Origin of the sequence: Citrobacter sp. CK189, assembly GCF_030333505.1 — a bacterium.
GTDB classification, from domain to species: Bacteria; Pseudomonadota; Gammaproteobacteria; order Enterobacterales; family Enterobacteriaceae; genus Citrobacter_B; species Citrobacter_B koseri.
Genome location: NZ_JAOWFV010000035.1, coordinates 360,916 through 376,323 on the forward strand (window position 1 = coordinate 360,916; position 15,408 = coordinate 376,323).

General features: G+C 54.5%; 16 protein-coding genes and 1 pseudogene. 7 read left to right on the plus strand and 10 right to left on the minus strand.

All coding sequences use genetic code 11. The annotated features are described in order from the left end of the window. Nucleotides 1–280: 280 nt before the first annotated feature. A complete protein-coding gene (gene punC / locus OGV83_RS06075; RefSeq protein ID WP_112002407.1) occupies nt 281–1,486 on the minus strand; it encodes a purine nucleoside transporter PunC in 1,206 nt (401 codons plus the stop codon). Nucleotides 1,487–1,598: 112 nt separating this feature from the next. On the opposite strand from punC, the gene punR reads away from it, so the two are divergent. Continuing rightward, the gene (gene punR, locus OGV83_RS06080) at nt 1,599–2,531 is read left to right on the plus strand and encodes a DNA-binding transcriptional activator PunR (protein WP_012132545.1); all 933 of its coding nucleotides are present in this window, start codon (nt 1,599–1,601) and stop codon (nt 2,529–2,531) included. Here the strand turns inward: punR and purR are convergent. Continuing rightward, nucleotides 2,528–3,553, minus strand: coding sequence for an HTH-type transcriptional repressor PurR (gene purR, locus OGV83_RS06085; RefSeq protein WP_012132544.1), 1,026 nt, complete (start codon nt 3,551–3,553; stop codon nt 2,528–2,530). The two genes, punR and purR, sit on opposite strands and share 4 nt — an antisense overlap. Before the next feature lie 297 nt (nt 3,554–3,850). Between purR and cydH the strand changes: the two genes are divergently transcribed. Next, the gene (gene cydH / locus OGV83_RS06090) at nt 3,851–3,940 is read left to right on the plus strand and encodes a cytochrome bd-I accessory subunit CydH (protein WP_096753851.1); all 90 of its coding nucleotides are present in this window, start codon (nt 3,851–3,853) and stop codon (nt 3,938–3,940) included. Between the two features lie 174 nt (nt 3,941–4,114). Beyond that, nucleotides 4,115–5,281, plus strand: a complete 1,167-nt coding sequence (locus OGV83_RS06095) for an MFS transporter (protein WP_012132541.1) — start codon at nt 4,115–4,117, stop codon at nt 5,279–5,281. Nucleotides 5,282–5,327: 46 nt separating this feature from the next. Here OGV83_RS06095 and sodB read toward each other — a convergent pair whose 3' ends face one another. Next, nucleotides 5,328–5,909, minus strand: coding sequence for a superoxide dismutase [Fe] (gene sodB / locus OGV83_RS06100; protein ID WP_047457276.1), 582 nt, complete (start codon nt 5,907–5,909; stop codon nt 5,328–5,330). Nucleotides 5,910–6,034: 125 nt separating this feature from the next. Continuing rightward, the gene (locus OGV83_RS06105; protein WP_049008644.1) at nt 6,035–6,847 is read right to left on the minus strand and encodes a C40 family peptidase; all 813 of its coding nucleotides are present in this window, start codon (nt 6,845–6,847) and stop codon (nt 6,035–6,037) included. A gap of 337 nt (nt 6,848–7,184) precedes the next feature. Here OGV83_RS06105 and grxD point away from each other — a divergent pair, with 337 nt between their 5' ends. Then, on the plus strand, nt 7,185–7,532 hold the full coding sequence (gene grxD, locus OGV83_RS06110; protein WP_003832760.1) for a monothiol glutaredoxin 4: 348 nt from the start codon (nt 7,185–7,187) through the stop codon (nt 7,530–7,532). A 109-nt stretch (nt 7,533–7,641) separates the two neighbouring features. Here grxD and rnt read toward each other — a convergent pair whose 3' ends face one another. From rnt to OGV83_RS06130, 4 genes are all read right to left on the minus strand, one after another. After that, on the minus strand, nt 7,642–8,289 hold the full coding sequence (gene rnt, locus OGV83_RS06115; RefSeq protein ID WP_286463281.1) for a ribonuclease T: 648 nt from the start codon (nt 8,287–8,289) through the stop codon (nt 7,642–7,644). Nucleotides 8,290–8,390: 101 nt separating this feature from the next. After that, nucleotides 8,391–8,798, minus strand: a complete 408-nt coding sequence (gloA, locus tag OGV83_RS06120; RefSeq protein ID WP_024130371.1) for a lactoylglutathione lyase — start codon at nt 8,796–8,798, stop codon at nt 8,391–8,393. 88 nt (nt 8,799–8,886) lie between these two features. Beyond that, nucleotides 8,887–9,984 (minus strand): alkene reductase, encoded by a 1,098-nt coding sequence (locus OGV83_RS06125; RefSeq protein WP_049008642.1) that lies wholly within the window; start codon nt 9,982–9,984, stop codon nt 8,887–8,889. A gap of 58 nt (nt 9,985–10,042) precedes the next feature. Continuing rightward, nucleotides 10,043–10,642: a TetR/AcrR family transcriptional regulator gene (locus tag OGV83_RS06130; RefSeq protein ID WP_047457263.1), complete on the minus strand. Its 600-nt coding sequence runs from the start codon at nt 10,640–10,642 to the stop codon at nt 10,043–10,045. A gap of 101 nt (nt 10,643–10,743) precedes the next feature. Here OGV83_RS06130 and OGV83_RS06135 point away from each other — a divergent pair, with 101 nt between their 5' ends. From OGV83_RS06135 to sodC, 3 genes are all read left to right on the plus strand, one after another. After that, nucleotides 10,744–10,983, plus strand: coding sequence for a DUF1289 domain-containing protein (locus OGV83_RS06135; RefSeq protein WP_047457260.1), 240 nt, complete (start codon nt 10,744–10,746; stop codon nt 10,981–10,983). Between the two features lie 49 nt (nt 10,984–11,032). Further along, on the plus strand, nt 11,033–11,929 hold the full coding sequence (locus OGV83_RS06140; RefSeq protein WP_286463282.1) for an aldo/keto reductase: 897 nt from the start codon (nt 11,033–11,035) through the stop codon (nt 11,927–11,929). A 79-nt stretch (nt 11,930–12,008) separates the two neighbouring features. Next, nucleotides 12,009–12,530, plus strand: coding sequence for a superoxide dismutase [Cu-Zn] SodC (gene sodC / locus OGV83_RS06145; RefSeq protein ID WP_071258163.1), 522 nt, complete (start codon nt 12,009–12,011; stop codon nt 12,528–12,530). Here the strand turns inward: sodC and OGV83_RS06150 are convergent. Together OGV83_RS06150 and OGV83_RS06155 are read right to left on the minus strand one after the other, a co-directional pair. After that, nucleotides 12,506–14,546: pseudogene (locus tag OGV83_RS06150) on the minus strand (FUSC family protein). The gene sodC and the pseudogene OGV83_RS06150 overlap by 25 nt on opposite strands. Continuing rightward, nucleotides 14,546–15,406, minus strand: a complete 861-nt coding sequence (locus OGV83_RS06155; RefSeq protein ID WP_112002410.1) for an efflux RND transporter periplasmic adaptor subunit — start codon at nt 15,404–15,406, stop codon at nt 14,546–14,548. Before OGV83_RS06155 ends, OGV83_RS06150 begins: the two are co-directional and overlap by 1 nt. Nucleotides 15,407–15,408: the final 2 nt, after the last annotated feature.

Sequence of the window (15,408 nt, forward strand, 5' to 3'; positions counted from 1 at the left end):
TCACTTGGTCGGTGATCAGAACCTTAAAACAGCGTAGACGCTTTTTGGGCTTTGTGAGAAATCTCACGGAATAATTCCGCGAGTCTATTATCCGACGTAGAACAGAGGAAGGGAGGAACCCTTACCGAAAAGGCCATCCGTGGTGAAACGGGAACGCTCCGGTTCCCGTTAACGCATAATAATTATCGTAATATTAACAACCGAAATTTAGTATAGGCCTCAAAATTCGATGATACAACCGAAAATTGTTAGCGAGCTAATTACCTGTTGTTGAACATTTTTAGTGAGATTCGCTGTGCGCAACTTCGGTGTTTGCTGCGCGCGCGGCCGGTTCCTGCGCCTGAAGTTGCAGCCAGTATCCCAGCGCCGCCAGAGCCACCGTCGACAGCATTACGCTGGTGGTGGTAAGCAGCGGCGTGCTGATCAGCCACGAAACGACCAGGCTTGCCAGGAAACACAGACCCAGTTGCAGCGTGTTCTGTAAGGCTGCTGCGCGTCCGGTCGCTTGCGGGAAGGGGCGCAGCGCCTGGGCGACCACGATAGGGTAGATCGCGCCGTTCGCGATAGCCATCACACAGAATGGAATCAGGATCTCCGTCAGCGAAACATGGCTGATGAAGCTGGCGCCCCAAGTGGCGACCACGCTCAGCGCATAGAGAACCAGTAACCAGGGCAACAGCTGTTGGCCCTGCCATTTTTGCAGCGCCGCGCGGCAACCGTAACCGCCCACCAGGAACGCGATGGTCTGCGGTACATAGCTCAGGCCAATCACCGCCGGGCTATAGCCCATTTCGCTGAGGATAAACGGGGAACCCGTCAGCCAGGCAAAAAAGCTGGCGGAGCAGGCGGCGTAAATCAGGACGTTGCCGCGATAAGTTTGTGAACGTAGCAGGTTGGCGAAGGTCAGTTTTTCCTGGCTGTGGTCATGTGCTTTTGTTGTTGGCTTTAAGCGTAAGGCGGGCAGCATCAATATCAGCGTAATGATGAACAGCGTGGCAAAAATGGCCTGCCAGGAAAAATGCGTCAGGATCCAACTGCCGAGTAAAGGCGCAAGGGCGGGCGATAAACCGACCAGCGGCATAATGGTGGCGAAGATGCGATTAATTTTTTGCGTTGGATAATAATCCGTCACCAGCGCCTGCCAGATCACCGTAGCGGCACAAACTCCCACCGCCTGAATAAAACGCAGTACCAGTAGTCCGGTAGCGCTTTCGACCCACATCATCCCCAGACTGCCCAGCGCAAAGATGGAGAGACCCAGCAGCAAAATGGGTTTACGCCCGTAACGATCTGACAGCGGCCCCCACAGCAGTTGCGCGACGGCGAAACCGGCCAGGAACAGACTGAGGCTGGCGCTGACAGCCGCCGCCGGTGTTTGCAGGTCGGCCTGAATTGCCGCGAACGCAGGCAGATACATATCTGTTGCCAGAAAGCCCAGCACGCTGAGACCCGCCAGCCAGACTAAAAAACCTTTTCCGGGTTGCATAATTGTTTCTCTTTTCCAGAAGTAAGACATTGCCGCTGAGTGTAGGGAGTGAAATTCTGCTTGTGAAACGCTAATATTTGGCTACTGGATTCAAAATTTTTGCAGGCAGAATATGTGGTCAGAATATTCACTCGAAGTGGTTGATGCCGTTGCCCGTAATGGCAGCTTTAGTTCTGCGGCGCAGGAGTTGCACCGCGTGCCTTCTGCGGTGAGCTACACCGTCCGTCAACTGGAAGAGTGGCTGGCGGTGCCGCTTTTCGAACGACGCCATCGGGACGTTGAACTGACCCCCGCCGGGGCATGGTTTTTAAAGGAAGGGCGCTCTGTTATCAAAAAAATGCAGATCACCCGGCAGCAGTGCCAGCAGATAGCCAACGGCTGGCGGGGGCAACTGGCGATTGCGGTCGACAATATTGTTAAACCGGAGCGCACCCGGCAGATGATTGTTGATTTTTATCGTCATTTTGATGATGTGGAATTGCTGGTCTTTCAGGAAGTATTTAACGGCGTCTGGGATGCGCTGTCGGACGGTCGCGTGGAGCTGGCTATCGGCGCGACGCAGGCCATTCCGGTTGGAGGACGCTACACCTTTCGCGATATGGGGATGCTGAGCTGGAGCTGCGTGGTCGCCCGCCATCATCCGCTGGCGTCAATGGCTGGCCCGCTCAGTGACGACACGTTGCGCAACTGGCCGTCGCTGGTCCGGGAGGATACCTCGCGTACGCTTCCGAAGCGCATCACCTGGCTGCTGGATAACCAAAAACGCGTGGTGGTGCCGGACTGGGAATCTTCAGCGACCTGCCTTTCCGCGGGACTGTGTGTGGGAATGGTGCCGACCCACTTTGCTAAGCCGTGGATCGACAGCGGGAAATGGGTGGCGCTACAGCTTGAGAATCCGTTTCCTGATGCGGCGTGCTGTCTGACGTGGCAGCAGAACGACACGTCGCCCGCGCTGGCCTGGCTACTGGACTATCTGGGCGACAGCGAAACGCTGAATAAAGAGTGGTTACGGGAGCCGGAAGAGGCTCCCGCAGAAGGGGATTAACGGCGATAGTCGCGGAACGGGCCATCGGCGACAGAGCGCCGCTCAATCAGACGCGGATGCACCTCAATGGACTGCGACTCTTCGCGTTTATTGACGATACGGTCAAGCAGCATATTGAAGGCCGTTTCACCCAGAGAATCTTTCGGCTGGTGAATCGTCGTCAGCGCAGGCGTAAAGTAACGCGCGTTGCGCACGTTGTCGTAGCCGATGACCGAGATATCCTGCGGTACGCGCAGCCCCATCTCGTCAGCGGCGCACAACGCGCCCATCGCCATAATGTCGCCACCGCAGAATACGGCCGTCGGGCGGTGAGACTGGGAGATCATTTGCTGCATCGCGCGGTAGCCTGATTCCGGCTCGAAATCACCCTGAACGATCCAGTTTTCCGGCACGTTTATCAACGCTTCTTCCATCGCTTTCATAAAGCCAGCCAGACGACCTGCGCCGGTGTTGCGTTCCATCGGGCCGGGAATCACGCCAATTTCACGGTGGCCGCGTTCAACCAGATAACGACCGGCCATATAGCCGCCTGCAAAGGCGTTATCAATGACCGTGTCGGTAAAGTCCGCTTTGGCTTCGCCCCAGTCCATCACCACCATCGGGATATGGCGATACTCTTCAAGCATAGAGAGCAGGGACTCAGGGTATTCGGAACACATGACCAGCAGGCCATCCACGCGCTTTTGCGCCATCATAGAGAGGTACGCGCGCTGTTTTTCCAGGTTGTTCCAGGCGTTGCCCAGAATCAGCGTATATCCTTTCTGGAAGCAGTTCTTTTCAACGGCTTCGATAATTTCAGCAAAATAGGCGGCTTCGCTGCTGGTCGCCAGCAAACCAATCGATTTGGTGTGGTTAACCTTCAGGCTGCGGGCAACCGCGCTGGGAGAGTAGTGCAACTCTTTAATGGCTGCCCATACCGCGTTGCGCGTCTCTTCCGCAACGAAGCGCGTTTTGTTAATTACGTGTGATACGGTTGTAGTGGAAACGTTTGCTCGCTTCGCCACATCTTTAATTGTTGCCATTACATCTCACTCCAGACCATATCCTGAACTCCTGAAAATACTGTAAGTAAACGTTTGCCTTTACACACCTTGATCGCAACGTCAGGGTTGCGGCACGCCGGGAAAACGACACGGAACATCAGGAAGGGGGCAATGGCCGGTACGCTAATCAAGTAAGCGTGGAATTTTGTCTGATCTTGACGAAAAGGGGAAGAGTTAAAAGCGCTTATCAATATAAATCATGGGAGATTTTTGCATTCAAGTGTGTAAAAATGCGCAATATCACTTTTTGTGTGGGAATAAAAAGGAGAAAACTTGATGAGCACCGATCTGAAATTTTCGTTAGTGACCACCATTATTGTGCTGGGCCTGATTGTCGCAGGCGGTCTGACTGCCGCACTGAACTGATTTACCTCTGAGGGAGAGCATTCTCCCTCTGTCTTTCCTCTCTCTTCTTCCTCATTTTTAACCAAATCGTAAAAGTCTTTTGCTATTTTGCTTACTTTATTAGTTTTGTGATTGATGTCATGCTTTTGACTCTTTTGCGTGCCCCGTGACGGCACGAAGCTGCGGAGTCGATGTATGAAAATAAATTATCCCTTACTGGCGCTGGCAATTGGCGCATTTGGTATTGGAACCACCGAGTTCTCTCCTATGGGCTTGTTGCCCGTTATCGCTCGCGGCGTGGATGTCTCGATTCCTGCGGCCGGAATGCTAATCAGCGCGTATGCCGTTGGTGTGATGGTCGGCGCGCCGTTGATGACGCTGCTGCTTTCCCATCGCGCACGTCGTAATGCGCTTATTTTTTTGATGGCGATTTTTACTCTCGGAAATGTGCTGTCGGCCATCTCGCCGGATTACACTACGTTGATGCTGTCGCGGATTCTGACCAGCCTGAATCACGGCGCTTTCTTCGGTCTGGGGTCGGTGGTGGCGGCCAGCGTCGTCCCCAAACATAAACAGGCCAGCGCGGTCGCCACCATGTTTATGGGGCTGACGATCGCTAATATTGGCGGTGTTCCTGCGGCGACCTGGCTGGGGGAAACCATTGGCTGGCGTATGTCCTTCATGGCGACGGCAGGGCTGGGCGTAATTTCAATGATTAGCCTCTTTTTCTCGTTGCCGAAAGGCGGTGCGGGAGAGCGCCCTGAGGTGCGCAAAGAGTTGGCGGTGCTGTTGCGACCACAGGTGTTATCGGCATTACTGACCACCGTTCTGGGCGCAGGCGCGATGTTTACGCTCTATACCTATATCGCCCCGGTGCTGCACAGCATTACGCATGCAACGCCTGCTTTCGTTACCGGTATGCTGGTACTGATTGGCGTTGGCTTTTCTATCGGCAACTACCTGGGGGGAAAACTGGCGGATCGTTCGGTTAACGGCACCCTGAAAGGATTTTTGCTGCTGCTGATGGTGATTATGCTGGCGATCCCGTTCCTGGCGCGCAATGAAGTGGGCGCCGCTATCAGCATGGTGGTATGGGGGGCGGCGACATTCGCGGTGGTTCCGCCTTTACAAATGCGCGTTATGCGGGTTGCCAGCGAAGCGCCAGGCCTCTCTTCATCGGTCAATATCGGTGCCTTTAATCTCGGTAATGCGCTTGGCGCAGCGGCGGGGGGCGCAGTGATTTCCGGTGGTTTGGGCTACAGCTTCGTACCGGTGATGGGGGCGATTGTGGCAGGGCTTGCGCTGTTGCTGGTCTTTGTCTCTGCGCGCAGACAGCCTGAAGACGTTTGCGTGGCGAACTAAGCGCAGCATTAAAACGCAGAAGGGACTCCCTTCTGCGTTATTCTCTTTATGCCGCGAAGTTTTTCGCCACAAACTCCCAGTTTACCAGCGCCCAGAAGTGCTCCAGGTAGCCAGGACGGGCATTGCGGTAGTCGATATAGTAGGCATGTTCCCACACATCCACGGTCATCAACGGCGTGGCGTCGGTGGTCAGCGGCGTACCGGCATTCGACGTAGAGACGATAGCCAGTTTCCCATCCGTCCCTTTCACCAGCCAGGTCCAGCCGGAACCGAAGTTCTTAATTGCGGCGTCGGTGAACTGCGCTTTGAAATCGGCAACGCTGCCGAAGGACGCGACAATGGCGTCAGCCAGTTTACCCGTTGGTTCGCCGCCAGCATCAGGCGCCAGGCAGTTCCAGTAGAAGGTGTGGTTCCAGACCTGGGCCGCGTTATTGAAGACGCCGCCTTCAGCGCTGCGAACGATCTCTTCCAGTGATTTCCCCTCAAACGGCGTGCCTTTGATCAGGTTGTTAAGGTTGGTCACATAGGTCTGATGATGTTTGCCGTAATGATATTCCAGCGTCTCAGCAGAAATGTGCGGTGCAAGAGCATCTTTGGCATACGGTAATGCAGGTAATTCAAACGACATTGCTTCTCTCCTTATATTTATATTAGGTGCGCACAATAACCTTATTGTACGTAAGGATAGGGTAGCAAATTGAAAGGTGATACAAAAGAAGAACTTACCCTGTAGTCATACTACAGGGTAACGTTTTATCGAATGGTTTTCGGCGTCATGACCCGGCGTGCGCCCACGTAATGGCGCTGCCAGTAATCTTCGCTAAGAGAGGTAATCTGTATTTCCTGACCGCTGCGCGGAGACTGAATAAATTTGCCGTTGCCAACGTAAACGCCAACGTGATCGGCGGTACCACGACCCTGAGTACGGAAGAACACGAGATCGCCATTTTTCAGTTCGCCACGTTCAATCGGCGCGGCATCGCGCAAATGGTACATTTCATTTGCAGTACGCGGGATGCGGAATTTCACCAGATCCTTATACGCGTAATAAACCAGACCGCTGCAATCAAAACCGGTTCGTGGAGACGTTCCGCCCCAACGATATGGTTTGCCAATCTGATTCATTAATTTATTCATCGCCGTGTTGGTGGCTTTCTGCATTTTCGCTTTATGCGCATCGGCAATGGCAAGCGGGGCGCCTTTTACTTTGACACAATGCGGCTTACGACCCTTGCGCGGCGTACATTTTTCCGTCCAGGTTACGGCGGCGGTTTGTGTGGTGGCGGGTTTGCTACGACGGCTTGCGGTTTTGGTGGTTTTCGCAGGGGAGGCAATGCGTTTTTTCGATGTGGAGGCCGTTTTACTTTGGGTTTTACTCACGGCTTTTTTTGCAGTCTTCGTTTTTTTCTTGCTGGTCGCGGTGTTCTTCTGCTTATCTGCCGTTTTCGTGACATGCGCGGCAGGCGTCGCCCTGGCTTGCCGGGAGGCATGCGCCATTGACGTAAAAGGGAGCGTGGTAAAAAGCAAAGCACAGAGCGTGATCGAGATCCGGTTTATCCGCGCCACTGAGCAATCCTCTGGTTAAGGGCAGGTCGAATTCATGCCTGCGTATGATTTACAAAACGCATCGATTCTAATCTATAAAATCCCCGGAAGTTAATAGCTTTTGTCATCTAAAATCGCGTTTCGTTATTGAGTGCAAAAAAAAGCAGCAACAAAAGCGGAAACGGGTCAACAGATAAACAATTCCATACTGTTTAAGTGGATAAGAGATATTTAGAATGCAACTTCAGGCTTCAGACGATAAAATAGTAAAGCGTGATGAAAATGTTATTTTCCGTTGCCAGCCTGACCCGCTACAATGTCAGACTACTGCCGTAAAGAAGTTTAAGGAAGCAAGACAATGAGCACCACTATCGAAAAAATCCAGCGCCAGATCGCTGAAAACCCGATTCTCCTGTACATGAAAGGCTCTCCAAAACTGCCAAGCTGTGGTTTTTCCGCGCAGGCTGTTCAGGCGCTTTCTGCCTGTGGTGAACGTTTTGCCTATGTCGATATTCTGCAAAACCCGGACATCCGCGCCGAGCTGCCGAAATATGCAAACTGGCCGACCTTCCCGCAACTGTGGGTGGACGGTGAGCTGGTTGGCGGCTGCGATATCTTAATTGAAATGTACCAGCGCGGTGAGTTGCAGCAGTTGATCAAAGAGACTGCGGCAAAATACAAAACCGAAGAGCCTGACGCTGAGTAATTCAGCTGAAATAAAAAAGCGACCATCTGGTCGCTTTTTTTTGCTGAAAACGCGGTTGCCTGATGGCGCGTCGCTTATCAGGACGCGCGGGCACCGCCACCCGACACGATTATGCCTCTTCTGGTACCGGCAACGGCCAGCCGCCAAGACGCTTCCAGCGGTTAACGATTTCGCAAAACAGAACGGCCGTTCGTTCGGTGTCGTATAGCGCAGAGTGCGCCTGCGTTCCATCAAACGCCATTCCCGCCGCCAGACACGCTTTTGACAGTACGGTCTGTCCCAGCGCCAGGCCGCTCAGGGCCGCAGTGTCAAAGGTCACGAAGGGGTGGAAGGGGTTACGTTTCAGCGAAGCGCGCTCAGCGGCGGCCATCATAAAACTGTGATCGAACGTGGCGTTATGGGCCACCATGATCGCACGATTGCAACCGCTGTCTTTAATTCCCTTGCGCACCATTTTGAAAATAGCATGCAGCGCATCGTACTCGCTGACCGCGCCGCGCAGCGGGTTAGAAGGATCGATTCCGTTAAAGGCAAGCGCTTCAGGCTGTAAGTTTGCGCCTTCGAACGGCTCAATATGGAAATGCAGCGTCGTGTCCGGCATCAGCCAGCCTTGTTCATCCATTTTCAGCGTGATGGCGGCAACCTCAAGCAGCGCATCGGTTTTGGCATTGAATCCCGCCGTTTCGACATCAATGACGACAGGATAAAAACCACGAAAACGGTCGCACAGACCGGAAAGTTGAGCGTTATCGGACATCTGGATCTCTTAATACGGAAAATTGCAGCGCGCATTATGGCAAATTTTACGCTGAGATGCAGTAAAACAACGGGCACAGAGAGTCTGCGCCCGGCGGGAGATTAGTTGCCCAGACCGCGACCGGCGTCTTTGGCTTCAATCAGCTCAATTTTGTAGCCATCAGGATCTTCAACAAACGCGATGACGGTGGAGCCGCCTTTTACCGGACCCGCTTCACGCGTGACGTTACCGCCGTTCTGGCGAATGCGCTCGCAGGCTTCGGCAGCATTGTCGACGCTCAGGGCGATATGGCCATAGGCCGTACCCAGCTCGTACTTATCAACGCCCCAGTTGTAAGTTAACTCGATCACCGCTTCTTCGCTTTCCGGGCCGTAACCCACGAATGCCAGAGAGTATTTGTATTCCGGGTTTTCGCTGGTGCGCAGCAGCTTCATGCCCAGTACGTTGGTGTAGAATTCGATGGAACGCTGCAAGTCGCCAACACGCAGCATGGTATGAAGTAAACGCATCTTTTTCCCCTCAAAAGTGCTGAATGGTCAATACATTCAAAATGTTGTTCTAGTATAGCGGCGTTTTTACGCCGCTACCAACGCAGGATTACAGGGTAGGATAGTCTGTGTAACCTTCCGCGCCGCCGCCGTAGAAGCTTTCTGCGCGTTGTGGGTTCAGTTCTGCTTTGCGTTGCAGACGAGCCACCAGGTCCGGGTTAGCAATATACGCCCGGCCAAACGCGACGGCGTCGATCAGGCCCTTATTGAGCAGGTCTTCCGCTTTTTCCGGCGTATAGGCGCCCGCGCCAATGATTGGGCCGTGGAAGCGGGCGCGAACTTTCTCACGGAAGGCGTCAGTATACGGTTCGCCGCCAGCCCAGTCAGGTTCGGACATGTGCAGATAGGCAATGCCGCGTTTACCCAGTTCCTCAATCAGATAGAGCGCATCGGCTTCTTCATTCGGGCCATTGTCGACATTCTGGAATGTGCCGATAGGGGAAACACGAATACCAATTCGATCTGCCCCCCATTCCTGAATACCGGCATCGACGACTTCCAGCACCAGACGCGCGCGGTTCTCAACGCTGCCGCCGTACTGATCAGTACGATGGTTTGACGTCGGGGAAAGGAACTGGTGCAGCAGATAGCCGTGGGCGGAATGCAGTTCTACCAGGTCGAAACCGGCTTCACGCGCATTGGCGATAGCCTGACGGAAATCGTTGACGATGCCTGGGATCTCGTCGGTTTCCAGCGCACGCGGCATTGAGGTATCGACACGAATGGCCTGACCGTTTTCATCGCGCAGCGAGGTACGGGTGCCAGCGCCGATCGCAGACGCGGAGACAGGGGGCTGGCCGCCGGGTTGCAGGCTGGAATGAGAGATTCGACCGGTATGCCAGAGTTGAACAGCAATGTGCCCCTGTTCGGCATGAACGCCAGCGGTAATTTTTTTCCATGCCTCGATCTGTTCCGCGCTGTGCAGACCCGGCGCGCCCGCATAGCCTTTCGCCTGTGCGGAGATCTGCGTCGCTTCACTGATGATTAGCCCGGCGCTGGCGCGTTGACGATAATACTCGGCCATTAACGGGGTGGGAATGTCGCCCGGTTCAATGCTGCGCAAACGCGTCAGAGGGGCCATGAACACACGGTTTGCTGCCGTAATTGCGCCCACTTTCAGCGGGGTAAACAGTTTCTCAGATGACATAATGGCTCCTGGTATAAGTAGACCGGTCGTCTAGTGATAAGGAAAATAAAAACGCCCGTTAAGCCGCAGGCGTTGCGATAATCGTTTTTACATGTGCCAGCGCGCTTTCAAGCGGGGCGGCACTGCGAGAAATTTTGGCGTGCAGATTCGCGCCTAACCACAGCGCATACAGGATCTGCGCCTGTTGCAGCGGCTCGCCAGCAAAAGAGAGACAGCGGGCTTCGCGTCCTTTTTCCAGCGCTTGCGCTAACAGCGTAATAATATGCCGCGCGCCTTTGTCCATCGCAGTGCGCATATCTTCTGAGAGATCGCACACTTCGGCGGACAGCTTTACGGTCAAACAGCCGCTGATAGTGCCTTGCTGGCAAAACTGATTCAGGGTTTCCTGATAGTAAGCCAGAATGCGGTCACGGTAGTTGCCCGCACCGGCGTCAAAATGCGTTGCCAGCCGCTGATGATATCCGGCGTAATGCCGTTCCAGCATGGCGACGCCAAACGCTTCTTTGGAACGAAAATAGTGATAAAACGACCCCTTCGGCACTTCGGCGGTTTTGAGCAGCTCGCTCAATCCCATTCCGGTGAAGCCACGCTGCATACAAAGCTGCTCGCCGGTAGCCAGAAGATGTTCGCGGGTATCATGTTCAGTCTGTTTGTTCATGCCGCAGAGTGTAATAGACCAATCGGTCTAATGCAAGTCAGGTTGCCAGAAAGCCAGTTAGCGTCTTCAATAAGCATAAGTGCTTTCGTTGAGGAGAGAGTGTGGCCGAGCAGTTAGAGTTTTTTCCCGTCCCAAGCCCGTGCCGGGGGATCTGTCAGTCGGATGAGCGCGGATTTTGTCGCGGCTGTCTGCGCAGTCGGGATGAGCGTTTCAACTGGCAAAAAATGAGCGACGCCGAGAAGCAGAACGTGTTGCGGCTTTGTCGTCAGCGTCTTATGCGCAAATTACGCGCAAACAAACCGAACCCGCAGGAAGAACCTCAACAACCCTCACTCTTTTGAAACCGTAATTGCGTATACTCGCTAAACATCTATATATGAGGAAGCGGTTATGGTTCAGCGTATCACTATTGCCCCGCAAGGCCCGGAATTTTCGCGCTTCGTGATGGGTTACTGGCGTCTGATGGACTGGAATATGTCTGCGCGTCAGCTGGTCAGCTTTATTGAAGAGCATCTTGATCTGGGCGTCACGACCGTTGACCATGCGGATATCTACGGCGGTTATCAATGTGAGGCCGCGTTTGGCGAAGCGTTGAAACTGGCGCCGCACCTGCGTGAGCTGATGCAGATCGTAACGAAGTGTGGTATCGCCACGACCGCCCGGGCTGAAAATGTACTCGGCCATTACATCACTGACCGCGACCACATTGTCGCCAGCGCTGAGCAGTCCCTGAAAAATCTGGCGACCGACCGTCTTGATCTGCTGCTCATCCATCGTCCCGACCCGCTAATGGATGCGGACGACGTCGCGGAAGCATTCCAGCATCTCCACCAGAGCGGAAAAGTGCGCCATTTTGGCGTCTCTAACTTTACCCCGGCCCAGTTTACGCTACTGCAATCGCGTCTGCCGTTTACCCTTGCCACGAACCAGGTTGAGATTTCACCGGTTCATCAGCCGCTGCTACTGGACGGCACGCTGGATCAGCTACAGCAACTGCGTATTCGACCGATGGCGTGGTCCTGTCTTGGCGGCGGTCGTCTGTTTAATGATGATGAATTCGCGCCGCTGCGCAACGAACTCGCCGCGATTGCGGAAGAGCTGAACGCGACCACGATTGAGCAGGTGGTATATGCGTGGATTTTACGCCTGCCGTCTCAGCCGTTGCCGATTATCGGCTCCGGTAAAATTGAGCGCGTACGCGCAGCGATTGAGGCGGAGTCTCTGACGATGTCGCGTCAGCAATGGTTCCGTATCCGCAAAGCGGCGTTAGGTTACGACGTGCCGTAATGCTCCGTTTTCGGCTTTCCGTTCAAAATTGTGTCACTGGTTTACACTTAACCGGGTAAACACATTTGACGGAGGTCTTATGAAGCGTTTGAGTCTGGCAATGCTAACCCTGCTGGCCTGTGCGGGTGCACAGGCCGCCAGTGAAGAAGTGACGATGAATCTGGTGACTTCGCAAGGCGTCGGGCAGTCGATTGGCAGCATAACCATTGCCGAAACGGATAAAGGGCTGGAGTTTACTCCCGATCTGAAAGCGCTGCCGCCGGGCGAACATGGTTTTCATATCCATGCTAACGGCAGTTGCCAGCCTGCGATTAAAGAGGGTAAAGCCTCGGCGGCAGAGGCTGCGGGCGGGCATTTCGACCCGCACAATACCGGGAAGCACGAGGGGCCGGAAGGCGCCGGACATATGGGCGATCTTCCCGTGCTGGTGGTCAATAATGACGGGATAGCCACCACGCCTGTTACTGCGCCGCGCCTGAAATCTCTTGATGAAATCAAAGATAAAGCGCTGATGATCCACGTCGGCGGCGATAACATGTCCGATCAGCCGAAACCGCTTGGCGGTGGTGGCGAGCGTTACGCCTGCGGCGTCATCAAATAGTCAGGACGTCAGTGAACCCTGCGGCGGCGCTTGCTCAAGCTGTGACAGCGAGCAGTGTAATCGCCAGATGAGCGCCGCCAGTTCCTGAGCTGCTGGTTGATGATGATGCGACAGCGTGTTGCAAATACGCTGTAGCTCCTGGAGCGTGGCCGCCAGCGGTCGTTGCTGTACGCCGCGCTCACTCATCACGTCGCGCAACAAGGCAATACAGATATCCCGGACGCGCGAAAGCGGGTCGGAGCGGGTTTCCCAGGCACGCAGTTGCCACACCACATGTGAACAATTCAGCAGTACCACTCCCCAGCGTAACAGCCAGCGTCGCGCCAGCGCATCCTGGCTATTGCTGAGTTGATTGACGTGATGATAGGTCAGCGATTCAAACTCATTCTCGCTGTGTGATGGATGACGACTGAGCTGATCGACAAAATCTCTGCGCAATGCGCGGATATGGCGACGGCTTTTGCGGGCATCCGAACCCGGACGCAGGATCGCAAACGCCAGCCACGATAGCGCGACCCCGGCAATTTTAGCCGTATTGTCATTAAGAAAATCAGCAAAGTCATACACGGGGGGATTGGTGACGGCGATAAACGATCCCATAAAAACGATCAACTGCCCCCAAAGTCCGGCGAGTTTCGGCATTTGCAGCTTCAGCAGTTGCATCGTGGCCAGCAAAGGAAACAGAAACAGCAAAAACTGCCAGAGATCGGTTATCTGCACCATCAAACCGAATTTGACGACGAAGCTGAATAACGAGAGCAGAATCAGCGTGCGCATCAATAAAGAGAGTGATTTAAACGGCGTGGCGACGGCGGAATAGAGCACGCAACTGATGGCCGCCAGCGTTAATGCCCCTGAACCGGATTCCCATTGTGAACCGATACTCCACGCGCCAATCACCATGAGGGTGGTAAATGTGCGCAATCCGCTCCATATCGCTTCGGCGTTGTCCGTATGGCGGGCCAGACCGGGGCTGTGCGTTACTTTGATCTCATCGACTGCGGCGCCGTTTTCCAGCAACCGTAGCTGATGGCTGTTGTGTAAGTAGAGCTGGCAGAAATAGCGCAATCGCTGCCAGAAGGCGACGTGGCGGTAATCCTGTCGGTTTTTCGGATGTAGCGGGGCAATAATGCGCGCGACGGTATAACTGTCGGTACGCGGATTAGCCAGCGCGGCCAACAGTTGTTCAATCACATCGCGGGTCTGCTCCGGCGGGTTGGGCCAGTTCAGCAACATCCTGCGGAGGCTGGAAATGACGCTGGTCAGGCGAAGCTGCTGATGCAGCAGAGCGTTAAGCAGCGCGTTCTGGCGACGAAAACGGTAGTGACTCCAGAATGCCTGAATGCGCAGCAGGTTCATCGTCAGAATTTGGCCGATAACCCCTTCATGGGCAGAACGTATCGCATCGGTGGTTTCCGGCTGCCAGAGCAGGCTGGCGTGCTCCAGCAACCGTGCGTGCATATTTTTCAGCGCGGTCAACAGCGCCGTGCCGTCAGAGGTGCTGGGCAGGATCATCATCATCATGCCGCCGCAAAGAATACCGACGATCACCTCGCAGACCCTGGCCTGGGCGATATCCCACAACTGTGTGACCTCGATGATGTTGACCATGGGAAAGGCAATGATGGCGGCCGTGTAACCCGCCAGCTGGAAGGCGTAGGCGACGTTATTGGTGAAATGGGCGCAGGCCCAGGTGCAAAAGCCAATCCAGGCCGCCATGCTTAATAAAAAGAGCCAGGGTTCGTTTAGCGTGTGACCTGCGATGATGAGCGCGGCGGTGGCGCCAAGTAAACTCCCGGCAATACGCCCCAGACTTTTACTGATCACGCCGCCTACCGTCGGAAAACTTACCACGGCGGCAGAGGTCATCGCCCAGTATGGCTCATCCAGGTTGATGTAGTAGGCGAACGTCAGCGCCAGGCACATGGCGAGGGTATTGCGCAATGCATAGCGCCATTGCCCAGAGGTTGCTTTGAACCAGGGCGTATCGCGCCAGGTCAGGTGAGGGAGCTTCATTAGCGCTGACCGATAGCCACGCTGCATGTTGTGCCCGAAACCAGCGTGACATCATGGGGTAACGCATCAAATTCGATACGCACCGGTACGCGCTGCGCCAGACGAACCCAGGGAACGTTAGGTTTAATGTCAGGGACCAGGCCGGAATCGCTCTCCACGCTTTGATCATAAATCGCCCGGCCAATACTGGCGACGTGACCCTGTAACTTTACGTTGCCGCTGTAGAGGGTGATCTGCGCCGGAGCGCCTTCGCGAATATGGCGCAGTTTCGTCTCTTCGAAATATCCCATGACGTAGAACGAGTGGCTGTCGACCAGCGCAAACAGCGGTTGGCCGGTGGAGGCGTAATCCCCCGTGCGCGTTGAGAGGTTTGTCACCCAGCCCGCGACCGGCGCGCGAACGTCGGTCTGGGCTAATTGCCATTGCGCCTGTTTTAATGACGCTTCCGCCGCTTCGACGCTGGCCTGCATCGCTTTAACGTTCAGGTTTGCGGTGTCCATATCTTCGGCAGAGATGTAATTTTGTGATAAATGGCGACGACGGTTGGCTTCATTATTGGCTTTCGCTAAATCGGAGCGGGCTTTAGCCAGTTCTGCCTGCGCATTAAGCTCAGCGATGTGAAAAGGGGTCTTATCGATAGAAAAGAGCAGATCGCCTGCATTCACGAACTGGTTATCTTTTATATTGAGTTCGGTGATGCTGCCGGAGACCTGAGGCGTAATGCTCACCTGTTCCGCCCGTACTTTACCGTCGCGCGTCCACGGAGATTGCATGTAGTAATTCCATAGCCACCAACCGGCCAGAACCGCGATGGCCGCAACCACAATCGTTGAAAAGTATTTCATTGTTTTAAGCGACATAA

Excerpts from the sequence above, each read along its gene's own strand:
- gloA (WP_024130371.1), bottom strand. The coding sequence starts at position 8,798 with ATGCGTTTACTTCATACCATGCTGCGTGTTGGCGACTTGCAGCGTTCC.
- purR (WP_012132544.1), bottom strand. The coding sequence starts at position 3,553 with ATGGCAACAATTAAAGATGTGGCGAAGCGAGCAAACGTTTCCACTACA.
- punR (WP_012132545.1), top strand. The coding sequence starts at position 1,599 with ATGTGGTCAGAATATTCACTCGAAGTGGTTGATGCCGTTGCCCGTAAT.
- rnt (WP_286463281.1), bottom strand. The coding sequence starts at position 8,289 with ATGTCCGATAACGCTCAACTTTCCGGTCTGTGCGACCGTTTTCGTGGT.
- OGV83_RS06140 (WP_286463282.1), top strand. The coding sequence starts at position 11,033 with ATGGTTCAGCGTATCACTATTGCCCCGCAAGGCCCGGAATTTTCGCGC.
- OGV83_RS06095 (WP_012132541.1), top strand. The coding sequence starts at position 4,115 with ATGAAAATAAATTATCCCTTACTGGCGCTGGCAATTGGCGCATTTGGT.
- OGV83_RS06125 (WP_049008642.1), bottom strand. The coding sequence starts at position 9,984 with ATGTCATCTGAGAAACTGTTTACCCCGCTGAAAGTGGGCGCAATTACG.
- OGV83_RS06130 (WP_047457263.1), bottom strand. The coding sequence starts at position 10,642 with ATGAACAAACAGACTGAACATGATACCCGCGAACATCTTCTGGCTACC.
- grxD (WP_003832760.1), top strand. The coding sequence starts at position 7,185 with ATGAGCACCACTATCGAAAAAATCCAGCGCCAGATCGCTGAAAACCCG.
- cydH (WP_096753851.1), top strand. The coding sequence starts at position 3,851 with ATGAGCACCGATCTGAAATTTTCGTTAGTGACCACCATTATTGTGCTG.
- sodC (WP_071258163.1), top strand. The coding sequence starts at position 12,009 with ATGAAGCGTTTGAGTCTGGCAATGCTAACCCTGCTGGCCTGTGCGGGT.
- punC (WP_112002407.1), bottom strand. The coding sequence starts at position 1,486 with ATGCAACCCGGAAAAGGTTTTTTAGTCTGGCTGGCGGGTCTCAGCGTG.
- sodB (WP_047457276.1), bottom strand. The coding sequence starts at position 5,909 with ATGTCGTTTGAATTACCTGCATTACCGTATGCCAAAGATGCTCTTGCA.
- OGV83_RS06155 (WP_112002410.1), bottom strand. The coding sequence starts at position 15,406 with ATGTCGCTTAAAACAATGAAATACTTTTCAACGATTGTGGTTGCGGCC.